Origin of the sequence: Streptacidiphilus sp. EB129 (assembly GCF_041262645.1) — a bacterium.
Classification (GTDB): domain Bacteria; phylum Actinomycetota; class Actinomycetes; order Streptomycetales; family Streptomycetaceae; genus Streptacidiphilus.
Genome location: NZ_JBGCCS010000003.1, coordinates 309,631 through 331,467 on the forward strand (window position 1 = coordinate 309,631; position 21,837 = coordinate 331,467).

Annotated in this window: 26 protein-coding genes, 1 pseudogene and 1 riboswitch; of the genes and pseudogenes, 18 read left to right on the forward strand and 9 right to left on the reverse strand. The window is 70.5% G+C overall.

Features of this window, described 5'->3' with window-relative positions; genetic code table 11:
• Positions 1 to 33: 33 nt before the first annotated feature.
• The 9 genes from ABH925_RS05930 to ABH925_RS05970 all read right to left on the reverse strand — a co-directional run bounded on the left by ABH925_RS05930 (position 34) and on the right by ABH925_RS05970 (position 4,875).
• The gene (locus tag ABH925_RS05930) at positions 34 to 558 is read right to left on the reverse strand and encodes a hypothetical protein (RefSeq protein ID WP_370145829.1); all 525 of its coding nucleotides are present in this window, start codon (positions 556 to 558) and stop codon (positions 34 to 36) included.
• Positions 555 to 1,601: a hypothetical protein gene (locus ABH925_RS05935; protein WP_370145830.1), complete on the reverse strand. Its 1,047-nt coding sequence runs from the start codon at positions 1,599 to 1,601 to the stop codon at positions 555 to 557. The genes ABH925_RS05930 and ABH925_RS05935 overlap by 4 nt, the downstream gene beginning before the upstream one ends.
• A gap of 7 nt (positions 1,602 to 1,608) precedes the next feature.
• Positions 1,609 to 2,499, reverse strand: coding sequence for a PD-(D/E)XK nuclease-like domain-containing protein (locus tag ABH925_RS05940; RefSeq protein ID WP_370145831.1), 891 nt, complete (start codon positions 2,497 to 2,499; stop codon positions 1,609 to 1,611).
• Positions 2,496 to 2,894: a hypothetical protein gene (locus tag ABH925_RS05945; protein WP_370145832.1), complete on the reverse strand. Its 399-nt coding sequence runs from the start codon at positions 2,892 to 2,894 to the stop codon at positions 2,496 to 2,498. Before ABH925_RS05945 ends, ABH925_RS05940 begins: the two co-directional genes overlap by 4 nt.
• Before the next feature lie 20 nt (positions 2,895 to 2,914).
• On the reverse strand, positions 2,915 to 3,529 hold the full coding sequence (locus ABH925_RS05950; protein ID WP_370145834.1) for a hypothetical protein: 615 nt from the start codon (positions 3,527 to 3,529) through the stop codon (positions 2,915 to 2,917).
• Complete coding sequence (locus ABH925_RS05955) at positions 3,526 to 3,906, reverse strand: hypothetical protein (RefSeq protein WP_370145835.1); 381 nt, start codon at positions 3,904 to 3,906, stop codon at positions 3,526 to 3,528. The genes ABH925_RS05950 and ABH925_RS05955 overlap by 4 nt, the downstream gene beginning before the upstream one ends.
• A complete protein-coding gene (locus ABH925_RS05960) occupies positions 3,903 to 4,265 on the reverse strand; it encodes a hypothetical protein (protein ID WP_370145836.1) in 363 nt (120 codons plus the stop codon). Before ABH925_RS05960 ends, ABH925_RS05955 begins: the two co-directional genes overlap by 4 nt.
• Before the next feature lie 89 nt (positions 4,266 to 4,354).
• Positions 4,355 to 4,591, reverse strand: a complete 237-nt coding sequence (locus ABH925_RS05965; protein WP_370145838.1) for a hypothetical protein — start codon at positions 4,589 to 4,591, stop codon at positions 4,355 to 4,357.
• Complete coding sequence (locus ABH925_RS05970; protein ID WP_370145839.1) at positions 4,588 to 4,875, reverse strand: hypothetical protein; 288 nt, start codon at positions 4,873 to 4,875, stop codon at positions 4,588 to 4,590. The genes ABH925_RS05965 and ABH925_RS05970 overlap by 4 nt, the downstream gene beginning before the upstream one ends.
• Positions 4,876 to 5,143: 268 nt before the next feature.
• Between ABH925_RS05970 and ABH925_RS05975 the strand changes: the two genes are divergently transcribed.
• The 18 genes and pseudogenes from ABH925_RS05975 to ABH925_RS06060 all read left to right on the forward strand — a co-directional run bounded on the left by ABH925_RS05975 (position 5,144) and on the right by ABH925_RS06060 (position 21,781).
• Positions 5,144 to 5,569: a helix-turn-helix domain-containing protein gene (locus tag ABH925_RS05975; RefSeq protein WP_370145840.1), complete on the forward strand. Its 426-nt coding sequence runs from the start codon at positions 5,144 to 5,146 to the stop codon at positions 5,567 to 5,569.
• A 5-nt stretch (positions 5,570 to 5,574) separates the two neighbouring features.
• Positions 5,575 to 6,135 carry a hypothetical protein gene (locus ABH925_RS05980; RefSeq protein WP_370145841.1) on the forward strand — a complete coding sequence of 187 codons (561 nt, stop codon included), beginning with the start codon at positions 5,575 to 5,577 and terminating at the stop codon, positions 6,133 to 6,135.
• Between the two features lie 17 nt (positions 6,136 to 6,152).
• Positions 6,153 to 7,676: a recombinase family protein gene (locus ABH925_RS05985; protein ID WP_370145842.1), complete on the forward strand. Its 1,524-nt coding sequence runs from the start codon at positions 6,153 to 6,155 to the stop codon at positions 7,674 to 7,676.
• A gap of 2 nt (positions 7,677 to 7,678) precedes the next feature.
• Positions 7,679 to 8,662: pseudogene (locus ABH925_RS05990) on the forward strand (uracil-xanthine permease family protein); the annotation flags it as partial.
• A 119-nt stretch (positions 8,663 to 8,781) separates the two neighbouring features.
• Entirely contained in the window at positions 8,782 to 9,345 is a 564-nt protein-coding gene (locus tag ABH925_RS05995) for an aminoacyl-tRNA deacylase (RefSeq protein ID WP_370145843.1), read from the forward strand.
• 144 nt (positions 9,346 to 9,489) lie between these two features.
• The gene (locus ABH925_RS06000; RefSeq protein WP_370145844.1) at positions 9,490 to 10,872 is read left to right on the forward strand and encodes a sensor histidine kinase; all 1,383 of its coding nucleotides are present in this window, start codon (positions 9,490 to 9,492) and stop codon (positions 10,870 to 10,872) included.
• Positions 10,869 to 11,540, forward strand: coding sequence for a response regulator (locus tag ABH925_RS06005; protein ID WP_370145845.1), 672 nt, complete (start codon positions 10,869 to 10,871; stop codon positions 11,538 to 11,540). The genes ABH925_RS06000 and ABH925_RS06005 overlap by 4 nt, the downstream gene beginning before the upstream one ends.
• A 97-nt stretch (positions 11,541 to 11,637) precedes the next feature.
• A riboswitch (FMN riboswitch) is annotated at positions 11,638 to 11,768 on the forward strand.
• Positions 11,769 to 11,983: 215 nt separating this feature from the next.
• Positions 11,984 to 12,622, forward strand: coding sequence for a riboflavin synthase (locus ABH925_RS06010; protein ID WP_370145846.1), 639 nt, complete (start codon positions 11,984 to 11,986; stop codon positions 12,620 to 12,622).
• Positions 12,619 to 13,272, forward strand: a complete 654-nt coding sequence (locus ABH925_RS06015; protein WP_370145847.1) for a nicotinamide riboside transporter PnuC — start codon at positions 12,619 to 12,621, stop codon at positions 13,270 to 13,272. Before ABH925_RS06010 ends, ABH925_RS06015 begins: the two co-directional genes overlap by 4 nt.
• A complete protein-coding gene (locus tag ABH925_RS06020; RefSeq protein WP_370145848.1) occupies positions 13,269 to 14,570 on the forward strand; it encodes a bifunctional 3,4-dihydroxy-2-butanone-4-phosphate synthase/GTP cyclohydrolase II in 1,302 nt (433 codons plus the stop codon). The genes ABH925_RS06015 and ABH925_RS06020 overlap by 4 nt, the downstream gene beginning before the upstream one ends.
• An 82-nt stretch (positions 14,571 to 14,652) precedes the next feature.
• Positions 14,653 to 15,123 carry a 6,7-dimethyl-8-ribityllumazine synthase gene (gene ribH, locus ABH925_RS06025; protein ID WP_370145849.1) on the forward strand — a complete coding sequence of 157 codons (471 nt, stop codon included), beginning with the start codon at positions 14,653 to 14,655 and terminating at the stop codon, positions 15,121 to 15,123.
• 63 nt (positions 15,124 to 15,186) lie between these two features.
• On the forward strand, positions 15,187 to 15,456 hold the full coding sequence (locus ABH925_RS06030; RefSeq protein ID WP_370145850.1) for a phosphoribosyl-ATP diphosphatase: 270 nt from the start codon (positions 15,187 to 15,189) through the stop codon (positions 15,454 to 15,456).
• A gap of 142 nt (positions 15,457 to 15,598) precedes the next feature.
• Entirely contained in the window at positions 15,599 to 16,447 is an 849-nt protein-coding gene (gene hisG, locus ABH925_RS06035; protein ID WP_370145851.1) for an ATP phosphoribosyltransferase, read from the forward strand.
• Between the two features lie 7 nt (positions 16,448 to 16,454).
• On the forward strand, positions 16,455 to 16,922 hold the full coding sequence (locus tag ABH925_RS06040; RefSeq protein WP_370145853.1) for a PH domain-containing protein: 468 nt from the start codon (positions 16,455 to 16,457) through the stop codon (positions 16,920 to 16,922).
• 216 nt (positions 16,923 to 17,138) lie between these two features.
• A complete protein-coding gene (locus tag ABH925_RS06045) occupies positions 17,139 to 18,467 on the forward strand; it encodes a hemolysin family protein (protein WP_370145855.1) in 1,329 nt (442 codons plus the stop codon).
• On the forward strand, positions 18,464 to 19,480 hold the full coding sequence (locus ABH925_RS06050; RefSeq protein WP_370145856.1) for a hemolysin family protein: 1,017 nt from the start codon (positions 18,464 to 18,466) through the stop codon (positions 19,478 to 19,480). Before ABH925_RS06045 ends, ABH925_RS06050 begins: the two co-directional genes overlap by 4 nt.
• A gap of 133 nt (positions 19,481 to 19,613) precedes the next feature.
• The gene (locus tag ABH925_RS06055) at positions 19,614 to 20,579 is read left to right on the forward strand and encodes an ABC transporter ATP-binding protein (RefSeq protein WP_370145858.1); all 966 of its coding nucleotides are present in this window, start codon (positions 19,614 to 19,616) and stop codon (positions 20,577 to 20,579) included.
• On the forward strand, positions 20,576 to 21,781 hold the full coding sequence (locus ABH925_RS06060) for an ABC transporter permease (protein ID WP_370145860.1): 1,206 nt from the start codon (positions 20,576 to 20,578) through the stop codon (positions 21,779 to 21,781). The genes ABH925_RS06055 and ABH925_RS06060 overlap by 4 nt, the downstream gene beginning before the upstream one ends.
• The last annotated feature ends 56 nt before the right edge of the window (positions 21,782 to 21,837 follow it).

Here is a 21,837-nt window from a genome sequence, read left to right on the forward strand (position 1 = left end):
GCCCGCTCCTCGCCGGAGCGGGCCACAGGCGTGTCAGAAGGGGCAGTCGTCGGCTCGGCCGTCAGTACCGCGGCGAGACGGCGGGATACGCATCTGCTCCAAGACCAGCGAGTCGACCCGCTTGTCGACGTTCACGCCGAGCGCGTCGAGGGCCGTCTCCAACTCCCGCGCCCGAGCCACCTGCTCGTCACTGCCGGACACGTAGGCGCCGGCGATGTGTCGGGCGAGCTCAGCCTGAAGGTGGTCGACGGTTCGGGCGGCCGTCGCGGCGCCCCACGGGTCCTGCTGGGGCGGGCGCACCCACACCTGGTCGAAGTTGGCGCCGGTGGCCTCGATGTACCTCCGGATCAGGTAGTCCAGTTCGAGGCCCGCGTCGTCCAGGTCCGCGGCCAGCACCCACATCGCGGACTGGCGCGGATGCTCCCCGGAGAGCATCGCCTGCGCGATGTGCTCGGCGACCAGACGTCGCATCGCCCCGAAACGCTTGCGCTGGTAAGCGAACTGCTCGGCCGGAGACATGGCCATGTACTGGTCGGTCGTCACCGCGTTGCGGCTCATGCCGTCACCTCGATGTGCGAGAGGAAGCTCTCCAGCTGCTCGGTCGGCGCCGGGCCCATAGCGTCGCCGCCGGACCACCGGGCGAACTCCCGCTCGGCCTGCTCCTGGTCCCAGCCCCGCGCATCGGCCGCGTTCGCGACCCGCACCCAGATGTCCTCCGGCTCCTCGGCGGTCGGCGGATCCATCGCGGGCCGTGCAGCAGGCCGGGCGGCCCGCGCCTCAGCCGGGGCGGCTGCGGGCGCGCCCCGCTTAACCTCGGCCACGGTCACGCGCGGCGGCGGGAACTCGTCCTCGACCGCGATCTCGCGCCGCTCGATGCTCTTGTGCGTGATCAGCAACTGGGCGATGTCATGCCCGTTCCACTGACTCTGCTTCCGGCCGAGCTTCTGCTCCAGCCGGTCAGCGCTCACGCCCATGCCCTGGAACACGGCGATCGCACCAGCAATACGAGCCTCGATCGGCCTGCCGTCACCCTTGTTCAAGGTCTCGCGGCAGAGCTCCTCGCCCTCCTCGATGAACCAGTCGGGCAGCGTCGCAAAGATCGCCTCGCGCAGACGACGCGCACCGTTGTTCGCGTTGTTCTCGTAGATGTCTCGCAGGTCGAGCAGCGGCTCGACCTTCTTGTTCGCGAACTTGGCGTGAGGAACGATGAACGTCAGGACGTGCCGGGTGTTGGCCTCGACATCCCACGCCCACGCCTGCATCTCCGACTGGCGGTACTCGTCGTCGCGCCGCAGCTCGGTGACACCGTCCTGAATGTTGCCCCACGAGCGGGCCAACTCCTTGGCGAGGTGGATTGACGGGCCCTGCACCGCGCCACCGGCGCGGGGGAACTTGTAGAACGCCTTCGAGGCGAGCGCCATCGTCGCGCACGACGTCTGCAGCGAGGTGCGGGCGGCGGAGATGCTGCGGGGGAACTGCCTGGCCACGAAGATCGCGGCCTGGACTTCGGCGACGGCACGCGACTGCTCGACCGCCGTGCCCTGGCCGACGCGTGTCGGCTGCGGGACGGCGCCCTGCTGAAACTGCTGAATCTGGTTCACGACGCTCCTAGGCGAACCGGCGCTCAAGCCACACGGGCGGAGCGACCTCGGGGAGATAGGGGTGATAGGGCCGCATGTAGTCCGGCCAGTCGTTCTTCGCGAGACAGTCCGCGTACAGGTGCAGGGCCGTGTTGTTCTCGTCCCGCCCTGCTTTCACGTAGGGCGCGATCAGCTCGACTACGGAGATCAGGTACGGCGGGTCCTTCTCGATGAAGACGAAGAGGAAGACGGGTGGCTCGTCGCCGCACAGGCCGAGGCCTTTGATGACGTCGAGGTACCAAGGGGCCTGCTGGTAGTAGCGGTAGTTCGCGACGTCCTTCTCGATCGCGTCCAGGTGTGCGGACGCGCAGGTCTTCAGGTCCGGCACGCGCAGGCGCTCGCCGGTGAAGTGCGGCAGCCAGTCCGGTCGGGCCCGGCGCATCACACCCGTCAGGCCGTGCGGCAGATACAGGGACTGCTCGGCTTTGCCCGAACCGGGGGCGAACAGTGGGCCGGCCGTTTCGTGGTTGCGGATCGCTGCAGCCATGCCCTCCAGCCGCGTCATGTCCTTCGCCAGCACCGGGATCTCCCCGGCGGCGAGCGCCTCGGACTTCTTGTCTTGCGCCGCGACGGACTTCCAACTGGCGAAGTCGCAGACCACGACCTCAGGACCGACGCCCAGGATCACCGCGTGCGCCGCAGTGCCGAACTCCATTGCAGGCGTCGGCGGCTGCGGGTGGTCCTGCTGGTACCGGAACTTCGCAGGACAGGAGGCCAGTAGCTCCTTCGCGCCGGACACCGACAGCGACGTGGTGTCCGCGTGGTACTCGTCGATCGGGATGCCGTCGTACACGCCCGGCTCGCGGGAAGCAGCCAGCGGGAGAGGGATGTCGGCCAGCGACAGCGTCGGGGCGGTCACTCGCCACCGCCGATCGTCTGCCGGTACGCAGCCTCGAACGGCGCCTCGTGCTCACGGACGGCGGCCAGCACTTGCGCCGCGATGTCCACCCCGACGCCGGCCCGGAACTCGTCGCCAGTCTCGGCGTTCCACACGGGGAAGACCCCGACAAGGAGTTCGCCATACGCGTCGTCGACCGGTCCCATGCCGTACGTCAGCCGCGCCGCCACATCCTGGCCGTCCGCGCTCGGACGCAACTCCAGGCAGTAGTGCCGGGCATCGACGCGGAAGCCGGGGTCGGTCAGGTCGGTCCAGACGGTCATGTAGTCGTCCGGCTCGCCCGAGTCCTCGCGGTCGAACGGGAACGCCTCGAAGCCGAGCCCGCAAGCCGCCAGGTTGGTGGCGGCCTCGAACATGGCGTGTGCCTGACGGAGCCTCATGCCGCACCGCCCGCGACCGCGACCGGCGCAGCCTTCGCCGCGTCGTACCGGCGGATGCCGTCCACGATCGCGTGGCACGCCCAAAGGAACTGCCACCGGTAGTCCCGGAAGTCCCACTCCCACGTGTCGTGGAACCGGAAGCCCTTGAACTCGAACTCGTCCAAGGCCTGACGCGCCACCGCCTCGTCGCACAGATCAAACGACCCGAGGATGTCCTTCTGCACGGCCCTGCCGATCCCGCGCGGAGCCCTGCCGTACCGGATCGCCTCTACGACGTGCTCCGTGACGAGCTGCCGGAACAGAGCCTCGGAATACTCCTTCGCCGACGACCGCCCGCTGTCGAGCTTCTCCGACCAGTAGTGCGCGTTGATGCCACCCTTGCCGCGGAAGAACTCGAACATGTCGGTCAACCGCGCGAAGGTGTAGCCCTCGCCGAAGTCCCCGCGGATCGTCAGACACCCGGGCCACGTGATCAGGTCGAACCAGAAGAAAGCGCCACGGTCGGGCTGCTTGAACCGCAGATGCCGGTACAGGCCCTCGTCGTGCAGAACCGTCAGCTCGTGCTTGGCCGTGTCGGAGGCGAACCGTGCGGCGATGTCGGTGTCGCTCATGCCACGGCCTCGCTCTCGGCATCGCGGTCGTCAGCCACCAGCTCGGCGGCGGCGCAGTACCGGCAGCGGCCACGGCAGGTCTGCGGACGGCTGTCGCACTCAATGCACAACGGGCCCGTCTTCCTGGCGGACGGCCCGAACTCGACCAGCGACAGGACAGCCTCCGCGTCCGTCCAGAACGACGGAGTCTCAGTCGAACCACCCGCGTGCCGCACGTCGGAGGTAGCCTCCGGGTGACCGGCGAAGTAGATGCACACCAACGGACCCAAGTGCAGGCCACCATCCGGCGTGTAGAGGGTGGACAGGCACAGCGGCGGCTCGTCATCCAGATACGCGAGCGGCGCTAGAGCGGGGGACCAGAAGTCGGTGAGAGTCATCGCGTGGCCTGCTCATGCAGCGCCGACGACACCACGAACGCCACACCCACGTGCGCACCCGTCAAGACCCGACGCCGGGCCTCCACGCCGCGCACCTCATCGATCTCGATCGTCTGCAGACCACCCAGCTCCGTCTGCACCGACCGGAAGTCCGCCACCCCCGGCGGCATCACGAACTTGACGACGAACGTGTTCTCGAAGCCCGGCGACAGGTTCTCCAGGGCCACGTGGTAGGGCGCCACGGGCAGCCGCGACGCGATCATCTCCGCCACGGCGAGGGCGTGCATCAAGCCGGCACGCGGGTCGGGCGGGTACTCCGTGCCTTCCGCGATCGGCAGGTCATCGGTGAGAATGGACATGGCGTCCACCCCTTCTCTCTTAGCTGTGGGAAATGCGGGTGGGTGCTCGGGCCGTTCGGGACTCCACTCCCGGCGGCCCACTTCTGTGTTCAGGCGGCGGTCGTGACCTGCTGCTCGCTGTCGCGCCGGGCGATGAGTGACGCGTGTCGCTGGCGGCGTTCGATGACGGCCTGCTCGATGGCCTCGATGGAGCCGAGCGGGTGCCCCGGGTACCAGGCGGCTTCGGCCTGTTGGCGAGGCGTCATCTCTGCCTGCTGCCGGACGGTTTCGGCGAGGATCTGCGCGGCGCGCTGGATGGCCTGGCTGCGGGGGACGAAGTTGCTCATGCGACGGCTCCGGCAGTGGCCGTGGGGACCTCTTCGTACAGCTCCTTGACCGGCACTCCGTAGTGCTCGGAGAGCACGTGGAGGTAGCGGATGGCGGGCTCGACCTGCAGGTTGACGAGTCGCGAGAACGTGCCGAGGGAGATCCCTGTGCGGTCGCGGATCGCCGCGTCGGTCATGTCGCCGAGGAGTTCGGCTGCTGCGTAGAGGCGGGTGCGGTTGAGCCGGTAGGCCATGGGGGTCACCCCCGGGCCGGTACTTCCGTTGATGCGCTTGTTTCCGCTCATGGAAGGACCATAGACCCGACCGGCGCATGCCTGCCACTGTTTCCGCTAGCGGAATCAGTAACGGTTTGGTAACGTCAATGTCGTGTACATGGGGGTAAAATGTGTGACAAGAGTGACGTCACGAGTCCCGTAGGGTCTGCTAATTTCCAGATGTGGAAGTATTTCCGCGAGCGGCAGCAGTAGGCGCTACCGTGCACCTATGGGGAGCGTTGATACGGACATGACCATGACTACGCCGCAGCGATTCGCAGCCTGGCTAGGACCAGCCATGCGCCGCAAGGGACTCAACATCGACAGCCTCAGAGGCGGCGGCCGCAGCGAACTGGCCGACGCCGTCGGCGTCTCACCCAGCACCGTCAACCGCTGGCTCGCAGGCAAGAACGCACCAGACGTGGACAAGTACGAGCTCATCGCCGCATTCCTCGACACCCAGGAACGAGAGCCCGCCGACGCCGCGATCGATTTGCTCACCGAGATCGGCATTATTTCTCCACAACTGGCTAACGAACATCGCAATCCAGCCGTACGCTCATCACCCATGACCCCCTCGGAGCTCGCGGACGAGGCGGGCATCCGCGATCCCATGGAGCGTCACCTGTTCGAGGTGTTCCTCAGGGGACTCACCCGGACGCCCCAAACACCGTCCGGCCAGGGCGAAGACGGGGGTGAGACGGCCGAACGACAGCGGGGGTAAGTGCGATGCAACGCTCAGTCTGGGGAATCGTCTACAGCCTCATCGGCGTTGCCATCCTCGGTTCCGTGGCCCTCCTGGGATGCAGCATCGCCCTGAACAGCGAACCCCTCGGGCTCACAGGCGTCGCACTGTGCGTCCTGGCCATCGCCGCGTTCCGCTTCGCCAACGACATCGGATGGCTGAAAACTGAACGGGCCTCACTTCACGACCGCCACGCCGCCGTCCAGCAGGAAGAGCTCCGCGTCCACGCCCGCGCCGCCATCCTGGAGAACCAGACCCAGCAGGCCTTGCGCGAGATGGACGAGGTCGAACGCCGCCGCACAGAAGCCCTCGAAACCGAACGTGCAGCCCTGCACGCCCAGATCGAAGCCGAACGCGAAGCCCTGCTCTGCGACATCGAGGCGAAACGGTCCGCCATCCGCGAAGACGGCGTCCGCATCGGGCACATGCTCGGAGTGCGCGGAATCACCTTCGATGCGGTCGAAAGCCACACCAATGTGATCACGCTGCCCGTCGGCGAAGCGCGGGCCACCACCATGGGCGAAGGACGCATACACAACCGATAGCCGCGTGCGGGGGATCCATGCCAGCCAGCGAACCGGTACCCGCAATCGGGTACATCCGCGTCTCCACCTACCGCGAAGAGAAGATCTCCCCGGAGATCCAGCGGTCCTCCATCGAAGAGTGGGCCAGACGCAGAAACCGCCGCATCGTGCGCTGGGTCGTCGACCTCGACGCCACCGGCCGCAACTTCCGCCGGAAGATCATGGAGGCGATCTCCGGCATCGAAGCAGGAGAAGCCGAAGAGATCGCCTGCTGGAAATACTCCCGCTTCGGCCGCAACCGCCACGGCGTCGCCCTCAACCTCGGCCGGGTCGAACAAGCCGGCGGCGCACTGCAGTCCTCCACCGAGGACGCCGACGCCACCACCGCCACCGGCCGCTTCACCCGCGGCATGCTCTTCGAACTCGCAGCCTTCGAATCCGACCGGATCGGCGAAAGCTGGCGCGAGACACACGACTACCGACGCAACGTGCTGCGCCTGCCCGCCGCGGGCGGGAACCGCTTCGGCTACCTGTGGACGCCGCGCCTGGATCCCAACGGCGAAGTCCAGGCCGAGCGCTACGACCCGGACCCCGAGACCCGCGAAGTCCTGGAACAGCTCTACCGCAAGCACATTGCAGGCGACGGCATGTACGTCCTTGCTACCTGGCTCAACGACGAGTTGGGTCTCCCCAACACCCGCGGCCAGCGATGGAGCCGCAACGGCCTTACCCGCTACCTCGACTCCGGCTTCGGCGCGGGCCTCCTGCTGTCCCATCGGCGTGATGTGCGCTGCGGCGATCCGGGAGGCTGCCAGAAGTGGTGGACGCACTACTCATACCTCCAGGGCGCCCACGACGCGGTGATCTCCGACTCGACCTGGCAGGCATACCGGGAGCGGCGCCAGCTCATGCGGGACACGCCGCCCCGGTCGAGGAACGCGGGCTACGCGCTCTCCGGGCTTGTCCACTGCGGGCGCTGCGATGGCAAGGCCGTCATTCACGGCGCCAGTAGGGAGAAGCGCGGCGACGGGTACCGGTGCTCGGGCCACTCCACGCGGAGAACGCAGTGCGAGGGCATCTGGATGAAGCGCGCGCTCGTCGAGGCGCGGGTCCGGGACTGGATCGAGGAGATCGCCCAGGAGATCGACGAGATCACCCAGGGACGTGAGATCAAGCCCCAACCGTCGAGGCCGGACGCGGGCGAGAAACAGCGCACGAAGCTTGTCGCAGAGATCACGCGACTCGCCTCGGGCCTGGAATCAGCGGCTGAGAAGTACGTGCTCGGGGACATCCCCAAAGAGGACTACGTGGCCACGCGCGACCGGCTGCAGGGCCGGCGCGTCAAAGCCGAGGGTGACCTACTGGCTCTCAGCGTGGAGCGAGAGGCTGCCCGGGGGCCGGAGGCCTTCCGGGACGTGATCGGCGCTTTGGACGAGGAGTGGGACGTCATGCAGGTGTCCAGGAAGCGCGACCTGCTGGCGGCGGTGATTCGTTCGGTGACGCTGAGGCCCGGCCCTGAGGGGTCAGTGGTGGTGCTTCCGGTGTGGCATCGGGGTCTTTAGGTCACTGGCCGCAGGATCAGTGGACGGCGCTGGCGACCATGCTGTTCACCGGCTTCGCGCTGGTCGTGCTGCGCGGCTTCTGGTCCCGGATCGCGATCTTCCTCGGACTGCTCTTCGGCTACGGCCTGTCCTGGCTGCTGGACCGGACCCTGGGGAGGATCCACTCGGTGGACTCGGCCGGCCGGCTGACCGACCACTGGCGGCTGGACCTGTCCGCCGTCGGGCCGGCGCACTGGTTCGGGGTGCCGCGGTTCCACGCGCCCATGTTCAGCGCCTCGGCGGTGGCGGTCGCGCTGCCCGTGGTGATCGCGCTGATCGCGGAGAACGCCGGGCACGTCAAGGCCGTGGGCGAGATGACCGGGGCGTCGCTGGACGACCAGCTGGGCACGGCGATCGCCGCGGACGGCGCCGCCACCGTACTGTCCACGGCGGTCGGCGGACCGGCCACCACCACCTACGCCGAGAACATCGGGGTGATGGCCGCCACCCGGATCTACTCCACCGCCGCCTACTGGGCGGCGGCCTGCTTCGCGTTGCTGTTCGGGCTCTGCCCGAAGTTCGGTGCGGTGGTGTCGGCGATCCCGGGCGGGGTGCTCGGCGGGATCACGGTCGTTCTGTACGGAATGATCGGCCTGCTCGGGGCACAGATCTGGATCCGGGCGCGGGTGAACCTGGCCAGCCCGATCAACCTGGTGCCGGTCGCGGCCGGGGTGATCGTCGGCATCGGCGGGGTCACCCTGCACATCAGCAGCAACTTCACCCTCGGCGGGATCGCGCTGGGCACCATCCTGGTGCTCTCCGGCTACCACGCGCTGCGCGCCCTGGCCCCACCGCACCTGCGCGCCGAGGTCCGCGCCCCGCTGGACGCCGACCACGCCGACGGCTCTGGCGGCGGTTCCGGCGCGGTCAACGGTCCTGGTGGCTCCGGCGACGGCGGAAGCGCCCAGCTCGGTTCCGACCCCCGCACCGACCGGGGCCGGGGCTGACCGGCGGCGTCCGCGAGAGCCAGGTCTGATCAACCAGGCGGAGCGGGCGGGAAGATCGACCGGGAGCGGTGGCCGCGGGCGAGAATGGCCGCGAAGCGGACGAGGCGGAGGAGCCGGGGATGGCGAAGAAGGTGCGGCGGGGCGGGCAGGGCACGCCGGCGACGGCGGCGCTGGAGGCGGCGGGGGTGCCGTACACCGTGCACTCCTACCAGCACGATCCGGCGGCCGCCTCGTACGGGCTGGAGGCCGCCGAGGCGATGGGCGTCGACTCTGACCGGGTGTTCAAGACGCTGGTCGCGGACGTCGACGGCGTGCTCACCGTCGCGGTGGTGCCGGTCTCCGCCACCCTCGACCTCAAGGCGCTGGCCGCCGCCGTCGGTGGCAGGCGCGCCGGGATGGCCGACCCGGCCGCCGCCGAGCGCGCCACCGGCTACGTCCTCGGCGGCATCTCCCCGCTGGGCCACCCCGGTGGGCGACTCTGCACACTCGACCCCAAGAGCCCCGCCGACCTGCCGGAACGCCGCAAGCGCAGAATGTCCACGGCGATCGACGCCACCGCCCTGGATCACCCCACGGTGTTCGTGTCAGCCGGCCGCCGAGGGCTTGAGGTGGAGGTGTCACCCTCCCACCTGATCGCGCTCACCGAAGCCGTCACAGCCCCGATCTCCCGCCACCGGACCTGATCGGACAGACCACGGATCCCGGGGCCGTCTGCTCGGCGCTGCACGGGATCCGGCGGCGACGTACCTCCGCTGGAGTACGGCGGGGCCGGGCGATCACCGTTGCGAGGGACGAGCGGTTTGCCCCGGCTGGTTACCGTAGAGGACATGGACTTCCTCCGCCGCTGCCGCCGGCTGGCCCGCGCGCACCCGTACTGGGCGGACGCGCTGCTGGCGACCGTGCTGTACGTGGTGACCCAGGTCGCGCCGATGAGCAAGACCCCGCCGACGGCCTGGTCCGACTTCGACCCGTCGATGGTGCTGCTGATCGCCGGGATACCGGTGTTCGCACCGCTCGTGCTGCGCCGCCGCTACCCGCTCTCGGTGCTGGTGGTGGTCGTCCTCGGCACGCTCGGCTACATGTACGTGGGGCCGGTCCGCGGGCCGATGCTGATGGGTGCGGGGCTCGCCGTCTACACGGTGTCCTCGGTGGTCGAGCGGCGGCTCGCGCTGACCAGCGGAGCGGTGGCCGTGCTGAGCCTCGGCATCACCAGCATGTGGTGGTCGGTCGAACCGTGGGACCACGCGGTCAACGCCATCGCGTTCGTGTGGGTGGCGATGACCGTCGCCATCGGCGAGGCGGTACGCAGCCGGCGCGCCTTCGTCGCGGCGATAGAGGAGCGCGCCCGGCGTGCTGAGCACACCCGCGAGGAGGAGGCGCTGCGCCGGGTCGCGGAGGAGCGGATGCGCATCGCCAGGGAGCTGCACGACATCGTCGGCCACCACATCGCGCTGATCAACGTCCAGGCCGGGGTGGCCGCGCATCTGCTGGAGAGCTCGCCGGAGCAGGCCCGCGAGGCGCTGGCCCATGTCCGCGAGGCGGGCCGCTCGGCGCTGTCCGAGCTGAGCGCCACCGTCACGGTGCTGCGCCAGGGCGACGAGACCGACACGCCGCACGAGCCCGCGCCGGGCCTGGACCGGCTGCCCGCGCTGCTGGACTCCTTCGACCGGGCCGGGCTTCGGGTCAGCCGCGAGGACGAGGGCGAGCCGCGCGCGGTGCCGGCGGCGGTGGACCTCACCGCCTACCGGGTGGTCCAGGAGTCGCTGACCAACGTCCGCAAGCACGCCGGTACCTCCGCCGCACGGCTGCGGCTGGCCTACGGACGGGACGGGCTCAGCATCGAGATCGAGGACGACGGCCCGGGGCCGGTCACGGCCCGCAAGGACGCCGTCGTGAGCACGGGGCACGGACTGATCGGCATGCGCGAGCGGGCGGTCTCGGTCGGCGGCAGCTTCCGGGCCGGGCCCGGCCCGGACGGCGGGTTCCGGGTCCGGGTCGAACTGCCGCTGCCGCGGGCCGCGGCCGGCCGCCCGGTCGCCGCCCGCGGCACCGCGCCGACGTCCACGGGCAGGACGTCCATGGGCAGGGCATCGACCGACAGGACGCCCGCCGAGCGGATACCCACGGGCAGGGCGCCCAGCAGCCAGACAGCGAACAGCAGCCAGACAGCCAGCAGCAGGACTTCGGCCGGGATGACGGGAGCAGTGTGACGATCAAGGTGTTGCTCGCGGACGACCAGGTGCTGGTCCGGGCCGGGCTCAAGGTGCTGGTGGACTCGGCGCCGGACCTGGAGGTCGTCGGCGAGGCGGCCACCGGCCGCGAGGCGGTCCAACTGGCCCGCGAGGCGCGGGCCGACGTGGTGCTGATGGACATTCGGATGCCCGACATGGACGGTCTCGCGGCCACCCGGGCGATCACCGAGGACGAGGACCTGGCCGGCGTCCGGGTGCTGGTGCTGACCACCTTCGAGGTCAACGAGTACGTCTTCCAGGCGCTGCGGGCCGGCGCCAGCGGGTTCCTGGGCAAGGGCGCCGAGCCGCACGACCTGCTGGACGCGATCCGGGTGGTCGCCCGGGGCGAGTCGCTGCTGTCCCCGGCCGCCACCCAGAGCCTGATCGCCCGCTTCCTGGAGCAGCCGGACCGGCGGCCGACGCCCACCCCGGAACGGCTCTCGGTGCTCACCGACCGCGAACGCGAGATCGTGGCGCTGGTCGCGACCGGGGCGACCAACGACGACATCGCCGAGGATCTGGCGCTCAGTCCGCTGACGGTCAAGACCCACGTCAGCCGGGCCCTGCTGAAGGTCGGCGCGCGCGACCGGGCCCAACTCGTGGTACTCGCCTACGAGACAGGACTGGTACGCCCCGGCGAGGGGTGACGGCGAGGCGTGACGCACACCACAGGGCCCAAGGGCTTGTGCGGCCTTGCCACAAGGTGGGCAGATCATGGCAGACTGATGAGTAGTAGTACGACGTTTGCGCACTCCGGGGTCGGTGAAAGTCCGAACCGGCGGTTACAGTCCGCGACCCGACCGCTTCCAGCGGCCGGTTGACCAGGTGAAATTCCTGGACCGACGGTTAAAGTCCGGATGGGAGGCAGTGCGCGGCGGACGTCGGGCTCGTCGTGCGCCGGTGCGTGTTCGTTCACGCCGCCGTCCCCGTACGTGCGTGCCCGTGGCTTGTCGTCCGTGTTTTCTCCCGCAATGCCCCCGGAGTCCGCGCCTGACAGCGCGAGGAGGACCCGGTGGGCATTTTTTCTTTGAATCAGTTGTTCCCGACGGTCGCCCGCGCGCTGCGCCCGGCCACTGTCGAGGAGAGCTGAATGTTCACCGGAATCATCGAAGAACTGGGGGAGGTCCTCTCCGTCGAGGACCTGGGGGACTCTTCGCGCATTCGCCTGCGCGGCCCGGTGACCACCCAGGACGCCCGCGAAGGCCAGTCCATCGCGGTCAACGGCGTCTGTCTGACGGTCCTCGACACGGACGACCAACTCGCGGCCGCGCCGGGGGAGTTCAGCGCCGATGTGATGGCCGAGACGCTGCTCCGCTCCAGCCTGGGCGCGATCGTCCCCGGCTCGCGGGTGAACCTGGAGCGGGCGATGGCGCTGGGCGCCCGGCTCGGCGGCCACCTGGTGCAGGGGCATGTGGACGGCACCGCCGTGCTGCTGTCCCGCAGCCCCGGCGAGCCCGGCGCGGACGGCACCCCGCAGTGGGAGGTGCTGCGCTTCAGCCTGCCGGCCGCGCTCTCCCGCTACCTGGTGGAGAAGGGCTCGATCACCGTCGACGGCGTCAGCCTGACCGTGGTCGAGGCGGCCGAGGACAGCTTCACGGTCAGCCTGATCCCGGCCACCCTGGCCCACACCACGCTCGGCCTCAAGCAGACCGGTGAGCCGGTCAACCTGGAGGTCGACGTCCTGGCCAAGTACGTCGAGCGACTGCTCGGGGACCGGGTCGGATCATGAGCCTGCTGCACGACCTCAACAGCCAGGCCTTCGTGGCCTTCGGCGAGCACATCAAGTGGTCCGACATGATCGGCAACCTGTTCGGCCTGGCCGCGCTGGCGCTGGGCTGGCGCCGGTCCGTGGTCACCTGGCCGGTGCAGCTGCTCTCCGGAGTGGTCCTGGCCGCGGCCAACATCTCGGTCCACCTCGCCGGGGGCACCGGAAAGCAGCTGGTCGTCATCGCCGTCTCGCTCTGGGGCTGGTCCCAGTGGCGGCGCGGGTCGGCCCGCGCCGGCGGCGAGCTCCGGATCCGCTTCGCGACCTGGAGCGAGCGGGCCTGGCTGGTGCTGGGCACCGCCGCCGGGACCGTGGCCGTGGCCGAGCTGTTCCAGGCCTACAACCTGTCCTGGGCGCCCTGGCCCGACGCCTATCTGTTCGTCGGGACGCTGGCGGCGATGATCGCCCAGGGCCGTGGCTGGGTGGAGTTCTGGTTCGCCTGGCTCGCCGTGGACCTGGTCGGCGTCCCGCTGGCCTTCAACAGCGGCCTGGGCTTCTCCGGCCTGATCTACATCGTCTACTTCTTCCTGGTGATCGCCGGGATGAGGTCCTGGTGGCTTCGCACCCGGACTCCGCAGCAGAGCACGGCCGTCCTGGAAGGGGCTGCAGCATGAGTGTGGCAACAGAACTGACGAACCTGGCCGTGCTGCCGATCGAGCAGCGTTCGGCGGATCACCACGAGGACCTGACGCTCGACAGCGTGGAGTTCGCGATCAAGGAGATCGCGGCCGGGCGGCCGATCGTGGTCGTCGACGACGAGGACCGGGAGAACGAGGGCGACATCGTCTTCGCGGCCGAGCTGGCCACCCCCGAGCTGGTGGCCTTCGCCATGAACGAGTGCCGCGGTCTGCTCTGCGTGCCGATGGTCGGCGACGACCTGGACCGGCTGCGGCTGGGGCAGATGGTCGAGCACAACACCGAGAGCCACGGCACCGCCTTCACCGTCTCGGTGGACGCGAAGGAGGGCACCACCACCGGCATCTCCGCCGCCGACCGGGCCCGCACCATCCGGCTGCTCGCCGACCCCGACGCGGTCGCCGGTGACTTCGTCCGCCCGGGCCACGTCTTCCCGCTGCGGGCGAAGGACGGCGGCGTCCTGGTGCGCAACGGCCACACCGAGGCGGGTCCCGACCTGTGCCGGCTCGCCGGACTGCGCCCGGCCGCGGCGATCTGCGAGATCGCGCTGCCGGACGGCACCATGGCGCGGCTGCCCGACCTGGTGCCCTTCGCCCGCCGCCACGGCCTCGCGATCATCTCCATCGAGGCGCTGATCGCCTACCGCCGCCGCACCGAGTCGACCGTCACCCGCGCCGCCGTCACCGCCCTGCCCACCACCCACGGCGCGTTCACCGCGCTCGGCTACCTCAGCGAGCCGGACGGCATCGAACACATCGCGCTGGTGGCCGGCGGCCTCACCGCCGAGGGCCGACTGCCCCAGGGCGAGGACGTCCTGGTCCGGGTCCACTCCGAGTGCCTGACCGGCGACGTCTTCGGCTCGCTGCGCTGCGACTGCGGTCCGCAGCTGGACGCCGCGCTGGAGCGGATAGCGGCCGAGGGCCGCGGGGTGCTGCTCTACCTGCGCGGCCACGAGGGCCGGGGCATCGGCCTGGTCTCCAAGCTGCGCGCCTACCAGCTGCAGGAGGCGGGGCGGGACACCGTCGACGCCAACCTGGAGCTGGGCCTGCCGGCCGACGCCCGCGACTACGCGGCCGCCGCCGACATCCTGGCCGACCTGGGCGTGAGCTCGGTGCGGCTGCTCACCAACAACCCGGAGAAGCACCTGGCGCTGGAGGCGCGTGGCCTGACGGTCTCCGGCCGCGAGCCGGTGGCCGGTCCGGTGGGCGAGCACAACCTGCGCTACCTGCGGACCAAGCGCGACCGCATGGGCCACGAGCTGCCCTGGCTGGCCTAGCCCCGCGCCTCCGGCGCAGCACACAGGCAGTGACAGCTGTTCGAACGACTGAGCTGATGGAACGACTGAGAGGACGACGTACGTGAGTGGCGAGGGTGCACCCAGGCTCGATGTGGCGGACTGCGAGGGACTGCGGGTCGCGGTCATCGCGGCGCAGTGGCACGAGAAGGTCATGGACGGCCTGATCGACGGCGCGCTGCGGGCGCTGAAGGAGTACGGCGTGGCGGAGCCGACGGTGCTCCGGGTCCCCGGCAGCTTCGAGCTGCCGGTGGTCGCCAAGGCGCTGGCGGACCGCGGCTACGACGCGGTGGTGGCGCTCGGCGTCGTCATCAGAGGCGGCACGCCACACTTCGACTATGTGTGCGAGGCGGCGACGATGGGCCTTACCGACGTGACCACCAGCACCGGGGTGCCCATCGGCTTCGGCCTGCTGACCTGCGACAACGACGAGCAGGCGCTGGACCGGGCGGGCCTTCCCGGCTCCCGCGAGGACAAGGGCCACGAGGCGACCACCGCCGCGCTGGCCACCGCGGTCCTGCTGCGGTCGCTCTGAGCTGTCCGCACGATGGGACGCCCGCGCGTCCCGTCCGGAGCACCGCGTAGGGTGGAGCCCATCATGGCGCAGAAGACATTCGAGGAGCTCTTCGTCGAGCTCCAGCAGAAGGCCGCAGACGGCCGGGCCGGTTCGCGTACCGCGGAGCTGGTCGGCCAGGGCGTGCACGCGATCGGCAAGAAGGTCGTCGAGGAGGCCGCCGAGGTCTGGATGGCGGCCGAGTTCGAGTCCGACGAGCGGACCGCCGAGGAGATCTCCCAGTTGCTCTACCACCTGCAGGTGATGATGGTCGCGCGCGGCCTCACCCTGCAGGACGTGTACGCCCATCTGTAGTCCCCGCCCTTGAGCAGTACAGGAGCGGGGCACCGAGCACACCCGGTGCCCCGCTTCTCGCATGTTCGGAGCCAGGACGACCCGGCCACTTGACCACCCCACATCCCACCCCTCGTTCCACCGACCGAAAGGCACCAGACTCATGCTGCGCATCGCCGTTCCCAACAAGGGTTCTCTCTCGGAGCCGGCGTCCGCGATGCTCCATGAGGCGGGCTACCGCCAGCGCAAGGACTCCAAGGAACTCGTCCTGGTCGACCCCGGGAACAACGTCGAGTTCTTCTTCCTGCGCCCCCGGGACATCGCGATCTACGTCGGCTCGGGCCGCCTCGACGTCGGCATCACCGGCCGTGACCTGCTGCTGGACTCCGGCGCCCAGGCCGAGGAGGTGCTGGCCCTCGGCTTCGCCGGCTCCACCTTCCGGTTCGCCGCCCCGGCCGGCACCGCCGACAGCGTCAAGGACCTGGAGGGGCGCCGGATCGCCACCTCCTACACCGGCCTGGTCACCCAGCACCTCGCCGAGCACGGCGTCACCCCGGCCTCGGTCACCAAGCTGGACGGCGCGGTCGAGACCGCCGTGCAGCTGGGCGTCGCGGACGTGATCGCGGACGTGGTGGAGACCGGCACCAGCCTGCGCAACGCCGGGATGGAGGTCTTCGGCGAGCCGATCCTGGTGTCCGACGCGGTCGTGGTCCGCCCCACCGGGGCCGGCCCCGACCCCGCCGTCGACCAGTTCCTGCGACGTCTGCAGGGTGTTCTGGTGGCCCGTCGATACGTGATGATGGATTACGACATCCGTGCCGAGCGTGTCGCGGAGGCGGTCGCGCTCACTCCCGGCCTCGAGTCGCCCACGGTCTCGCCGCTGCACAGCGAGGGCTGGGTCGCCGTGCGGTCCATGGTGCTCCGCAAGGAGGCCCAGCGGATCATGGACGACCTCTGGGCCATCGGCGCCCGCGCCATTCTGGTCACCAACATCCACGCCTGCCGTTTGTAGGGACCGTATGAGCGTCCGACCGCTGCGCACCGTCCCGGGTCCGCCCCGGCTGCCCACCACCTGGCGGCCGGTGCTGACCCGGGTGGTGCTGCTCGGCCTGGCGGTGCTGAGCCTGTGCTTCTTCAGCGCCATCGCCGCGCTGGGCCCGGACGACTGGCAGCGGCACGACCGGATCGGCATCGCGGTCTCCGGACTGCTGTTCGCCCTGGTGCTGCTGGTGCTGGCCCGGCCCAGCGCCAGGGCCGACCGGGACGGGCTGACCGTGGTCAACTTCGTCCGCCGGCGGCGCCTGGAGTGGGCCGAGATCCTGGGTGTCAACCTGCGCCGGGGCGACCCCTGGGTGGTGCTCGACCTGGCCGACGGGGACACCCTGGCGGTGGTCGCCATCCAGCCCGGCTCCGGACTGCGGCAGGCCGTCCGCGCGGCCAGGGAACTGCGCGCCTGCGTCGACGCCTACGGCACCGCGTACCGCTGACCCGCACCGCGGCCGTACCGCCGACCCGCGCCGCGGCAACACGGCAGCCGCGTGGCCGCGGCGCCCGCGCAGGTGCGTCGAATAGGTCCGCGTACGTCGATCGGGCATCCTGGTGGGACCACAGCCCCGACCTGGAGACGATCTCCCCCCGATGGAACCCCCCAGGGTCTCTTTCCGACGTCGCAGTACCCCCGCCCCGCACCGGGGTGGTCTCCGGTGACGAACGCCTGGCTGCTGCTCGGCCTCGCCCTTCTGCTGATCCTCGCCAACGGCCTGTTCGTCGCCGCCGAGTTCTCGCTGGTCACAGTGGAGCGGGGAGCCGTCGAACGGGCCGCCCACGGCGGTGACCGCAGGGCGCAGGGTGTGCTCCGGGCGCTGCGCACGCTCTCCTTCGAACTGTCCGGTGCCCAGCTCGGCATCACCGTCACCTCGCTGCTGGTCGGCATGCTGGCCAAGCCCGCGCTGGCCACCCTGCTCGGCCCGCCGCTGACCTCGCTCGGGGTCCCGTCCGCGCTGGTGCACACGGTCGCGGTGCTGGTGGGCATACTGCTGGCCACGGTCGTCCAGATGGTCGTCGGCGAGCTGGTGCCCAAGAACTGGGCCATCTCCCGCCCGCTGCAGGTGGCCCGCGCCGTCGCCGGGCCGCAGCGGGTCTTCTCCACCGTCTGCCGACCCGTCATCACACTGCTGAACGGCGCCGCCAACCGGCTGGTCCGGGCCCTCGGCCTGGAGCCCGCCGAGGAGCTGGCCTCCGCCCGCAGCACCGAGGAACTGATCGCGCTGGCACGGCACTCGGCCAACGAGGGCGCGCTGGAGCACGACACCGCCGACCTGTTCGTGCGCACCCTGGGCCTGGGCGAGCTCACCGCCGAGAGCGTGATGACGCCCCGGGTGGACGTCGCCGCGCTGCACACCTCGGCCACCGCCGCCGACGTGCTCAACCTCACCCGGGCCACCGGGCTGTCCCGCTTCCCGGTCTACCGGCAGACCATCGACGAGGTCATCGGCGTGGTCACGCTCAAGGCCGCGCTGGCGGTACCGGTCCAGCAGCGCGGCTCGGTCCCGGTCGCGGCCCTGATGGCGACCCCGCTGCTGGTCCCGGAGACGCTGCCGGCCGAGCGGCTGCTGGAGCTGTTGCGCCGTCAGCAGCCCATGGCCGTGGTGGTGGACGAGTACGGCGGCACCGCCGGGGTGGCCACCCTGGAGGACATCGTGGAGGAGATGGTCGGCGAGGTGCTGGACGAGCACGACCCCGGCGAGCATCCCGAACTGCGGCCCGCCGCCGTCGAGGGCAGCCCGGCCTGGGAGGCCGACGGCCGGCTCCGGGTGGACCAGCTGGAGGCGATCGGCCTGTACGCGCCGGACGGCCCGTACGAGACGGTTGCCGGGCTGGTCGCCGACCGGCTCGGCCGGCTGCCCGCCGTGGGGGACAGCTGCACGCTGCCCGGCTGGCGGTTGACCGTCCTGGCGGTGGACCGGCACCGCACCGAGACGGTGCTGCTGCTGCGCACCGGGGACGACGGGACGGGGGAGGAGTGGCGATGAGCCTGCTGCAGATCCTGTTCGCGCTGCTGCTCCTGCTCGGCAACGGCTTTTTCGTCGGCGCCGAGTTCGCCCTGGTGTCGGTGCGCCGCAGCCAGATCCAGCCGCTGGCGGAGGCCGGCGACCGCCGCGCCCGCACCGTGGTGTACGCGCTGGAGCATGTCTCGGCGATGATGGCGGCGGCACAACTGGGCATCACCGTCTGCTCGTTGCTGCTCGGCGCGGTGGCCGAGCCGGTGATCGCGCACCTGCTGGAGGGCCCGTTCACGGCCATGGGCGTGCCGACCGGGGTGACCCGTCTGCTCTCCTACGCCGTCGGGCTGGCGCTGGTGGTGTTCCTGCACATGGTGATCGGCGAGATGGTGCCCAAGAACATCGCGCTGGCCGGTCCGGAACGCGCCGCGCTGCGGCTCGGCCCGCCGCTGGCGGCGCTGGCCCGGCCGCTGCGCCCGGTGATCGGCCTCTTCAACTCCTCGGCCAACCTGCTGCTGCGGCTGCTCGGAGTGTCCACCAGGGACGAGGTCGAGTCCGCGTACACCAGCGAGCAGCTGGCGCACCTGCTGGCCGACTCGCGGGCGGCCGGCCTGCTCGGCGCCGGGGCCCAGGAGCGGCTGGAGGACGCGCTGGAGCTGGGCTGGCGTCCGGTGCGCGAAGTGCTGATGGCCGAGGCCGACCTGATCACCGTCGACAGTTCGGCCACCCCGCGCCGGATCGAGGAACTGGCGGTCAGCACCGGGTTCTCCCGCTTCCCCGTGGTCGGCGACAACGGCGCCTACCTTGGCTATCTGCACGTCAAGGACGTGCTGGAGCTGGAGGACAGGGAGGCGCCGGTGCCGCAGCGGTTGTGGCGGCCGATCCTGGCGATCCCGGATCTCACCCCGCTGGACGACGCGCTGGGCGCGATGCGCCGGGCGGCCTCGCACCTGGCGGCGGTGGTCGACCGCGACGGAGCCGCGCTCGGCCTGGTCACCATGGAGGACGTGCTGGAGGAACTGGTCGGCGAGGTCGCCCACTGAGGCGGTCCCCCCGTTCGTGCGGCACCCCCCGAATGGCCTGCTCAAATCCCCCTCAACGACGGTGCACGACGGTCCCCGGGTACGAGAGGATCGAATCGCACAACAATGATCGTTTGAGAACGGGGACCAGTAGGTGAGTGACCGAAGGCTTGAGGTCGACGGCATCTCCAAGCGCTATGGCGACACGATCGCCCTGCAGGAGATGACCTTCGAGGTACGGGCGGGCGAGATCTTCGGCTTCGTGGGAAGCAACGGCGCGGGCAAGACCACGACCATGCGGATCGCGCTGGGCGTGCTGGCGGCGGACTCCGGGCAGGTGCGCTGGGACGGCGCGCCGGTCACCGCGGAGACCCGCAGCCGGATCGGCTACATGCCGGAGGAGCGGGGGCTCTACCCGCGGATGAAGGTGGGGGAGCAACTGGAGTACTTCGCCAGGCTGCACGGGCTGAGCCGCGGCGACGCGGTCCGGGCCACCAGGGAGTGGACCGAGCGGCTGGGCGTGGCCGGCCGGACCGGCGACGAGGTGCAGAAGCTGAGCCTGGGCAACCAGCAGCGGGTGCAGCTGGCGGCGGCGCTGGTGCACCACCCCGAGATCCTGGTGCTGGACGAGCCGTTCTCCGGCCTCGACCCGGTGGCCGTGGACGTGATGAGCGAGGTGCTGCGGGAGAAGTGCGCCACCGGCGTCCCGGTGATCTTCTCCAGCCACCAGCTGGAGCTGGTGGAGCGGCTCAGCGACCGGGTCGGCATCGTCAAGGCCGGCCGCATGGTCGCGATAGGCGCGACCGAGGAACTGCGCAGCCAGGGCACCGAGGAACTGGTGGTCGACGCGCCGCAGGCCGCGCGGGGCTGGGCTGACGGCCTGCCGGGGGTGACCGTCAGCCGCTACGAGGGCGACCGCACGATTCTCGCGCTCGGCGAGGGCGCGGACGACCAGGCGGTGCTGCACGCGGCGCTGGCCACCGGCCCGGTGCGGGAGTTCGCGCGCCGGCTGCCGTCGCTGACCGAGCTGTTCCGGCACGTGGTCAGCACCGAGGCCGTCTCGGCCGAACCCGCGGCCGAGGCCGATGACACCACGTCAGACCAGGGGGTGACGGTATGACCGACCGACTGCAGATCGGTACCCGGGCCGCGATAGGCCTGGTCGCGACGCGCGAGCTGAAGGTGCGCATCCGCAGCAAGGCGTTCCTGATCCTGCTGGCCGTCACCGGCGTGGCGGCCGTCGCCATGCCACTGGTGTTCCACTTCGCCAACCTCACCCCGGGGCCGACGAAGATCGCCGTGGTCCAGCAGGACGCCTCGCTCGGTCCCGCGCTGGAGGCCACCGCCGCCCAGCTCGGTCAGAAGATCACGGTCAGCACCGTCCCGGATCACGCCACCGGCGTCGACCAGGTCCGATCGGGCAAGGTCGACACCCTGGCCGAGTCGGGCCCGCAGGGGATCCGGGCGACCGTCAACAAGAACCTGAGCACCCCGCTGAACCAGCTGTTCACCGTGGTCGACCAGCAGACCGCGCTGAGCCGGCAGATCTCCCGGCTCGGTGGCGACCCGGCCCAGGTCGAGCGGGCCGTCGGCGCCTCCACGGTGCAGGTCACGGCTCTGAAGACGGACAGCTCGCAGAGCGGGCAGCGGATCGCCATCGCCATCACGGCGGCGCTGCTGCTCTACATGACCCTGATGTTCATCGGGCAGATCGTGGCCCAGGGCATCGTTGAGGAGAAGTCGAGCCGGGTCGTCGAACTGCTGCTGTCGGCCGTCAAGCCCTGGCAGCTGCTGGCCGGCAAGGTGATCGGCACCGGTGTGCTGGGGCTGCTGCAACTGCTGGTGCCCGGGGTGCTCGGCGTCGGCGTCGGCCTGGCCACCGGGGCGATCAACCTGTCGCTGGGCAGCTCCGTCGGCACCGTCGCCTGGGCCCTGGTCTGGTACGTGGCCGGCTTCGGGCTGTACGCGCTGGTCTTCGCCGCGCTGGGGGCCACGGTCTCGCGCCAGGAGGACGTCGGCGGGATCCTCTTCCCGGCGACCGCGCCGCTGATCCTGGCCTGGGTGGTCGGCATCTCGGTGGTCCCGGCCAACCCGGACAGCGCGGTGGCGATGTGGCTGTCGATGCTGCCGCCGTGCGCGCCGGTGCTGATGCCGATGCGGATCGCGATGGGCGCGGCCCCGCTCTGGCAGGTGCTGCTGTCGCTGGCGCTGACCATCGCCTTCAGCGGAGTGCTGCTGAGGTTCGCCGGACGCATCTACCGCAACTCCGTACTCCGCAGCGGCGCCCGAGTACCCTTGCGGGAAGCCTTGAAAGCAGCCTGACCTGTAGGTAGGCACGCGGGCAACCCCGTTACCACCTAAGGGGCGCGGGGAACTGC

Coding starts and splice junctions, on each gene's coding strand:
- ABH925_RS05930 (WP_370145829.1), bottom strand. CDS start 558: ATGAGCCGCAACGCGGTGACGACCGACCAGTACATGGCCATGTCTCCG.
- ABH925_RS05945 (WP_370145832.1), bottom strand. CDS start 2,894: ATGTTCGAGGCCGCCACCAACCTGGCGGCTTGCGGGCTCGGCTTCGAG.
- ABH925_RS05950 (WP_370145834.1), bottom strand. CDS start 3,529: ATGAGCGACACCGACATCGCCGCACGGTTCGCCTCCGACACGGCCAAG.
- ABH925_RS05955 (WP_370145835.1), bottom strand. CDS start 3,906: ATGACTCTCACCGACTTCTGGTCCCCCGCTCTAGCGCCGCTCGCGTAT.
- ABH925_RS05960 (WP_370145836.1), bottom strand. CDS start 4,265: ATGTCCATTCTCACCGATGACCTGCCGATCGCGGAAGGCACGGAGTAC.
- ABH925_RS05965 (WP_370145838.1), bottom strand. CDS start 4,591: ATGAGCAACTTCGTCCCCCGCAGCCAGGCCATCCAGCGCGCCGCGCAG.
- ABH925_RS05970 (WP_370145839.1), bottom strand. CDS start 4,875: ATGAGCGGAAACAAGCGCATCAACGGAAGTACCGGCCCGGGGGTGACC.
- ABH925_RS05975 (WP_370145840.1), top strand. CDS start 5,144: ATGCGCCGCAAGGGACTCAACATCGACAGCCTCAGAGGCGGCGGCCGC.
- ABH925_RS05980 (WP_370145841.1), top strand. CDS start 5,575: ATGCAACGCTCAGTCTGGGGAATCGTCTACAGCCTCATCGGCGTTGCC.
- ABH925_RS05985 (WP_370145842.1), top strand. CDS start 6,153: ATGCCAGCCAGCGAACCGGTACCCGCAATCGGGTACATCCGCGTCTCC.
- ABH925_RS05995 (WP_370145843.1), top strand. CDS start 8,782: ATGGCGAAGAAGGTGCGGCGGGGCGGGCAGGGCACGCCGGCGACGGCG.
- ABH925_RS06000 (WP_370145844.1), top strand. CDS start 9,490: ATGGACTTCCTCCGCCGCTGCCGCCGGCTGGCCCGCGCGCACCCGTAC.
- ABH925_RS06010 (WP_370145846.1), top strand. CDS start 11,984: ATGTTCACCGGAATCATCGAAGAACTGGGGGAGGTCCTCTCCGTCGAG.
- ABH925_RS06015 (WP_370145847.1), top strand. CDS start 12,619: ATGAGCCTGCTGCACGACCTCAACAGCCAGGCCTTCGTGGCCTTCGGC.
- ABH925_RS06020 (WP_370145848.1), top strand. CDS start 13,269: ATGAGTGTGGCAACAGAACTGACGAACCTGGCCGTGCTGCCGATCGAG.
- ABH925_RS06030 (WP_370145850.1), top strand. CDS start 15,187: ATGGCGCAGAAGACATTCGAGGAGCTCTTCGTCGAGCTCCAGCAGAAG.
- hisG (WP_370145851.1), top strand. CDS start 15,599: ATGCTGCGCATCGCCGTTCCCAACAAGGGTTCTCTCTCGGAGCCGGCG.
- ABH925_RS06040 (WP_370145853.1), top strand. CDS start 16,455: ATGAGCGTCCGACCGCTGCGCACCGTCCCGGGTCCGCCCCGGCTGCCC.
- ABH925_RS06050 (WP_370145856.1), top strand. CDS start 18,464: ATGAGCCTGCTGCAGATCCTGTTCGCGCTGCTGCTCCTGCTCGGCAAC.
- ABH925_RS06060 (WP_370145860.1), top strand. CDS start 20,576: ATGACCGACCGACTGCAGATCGGTACCCGGGCCGCGATAGGCCTGGTC.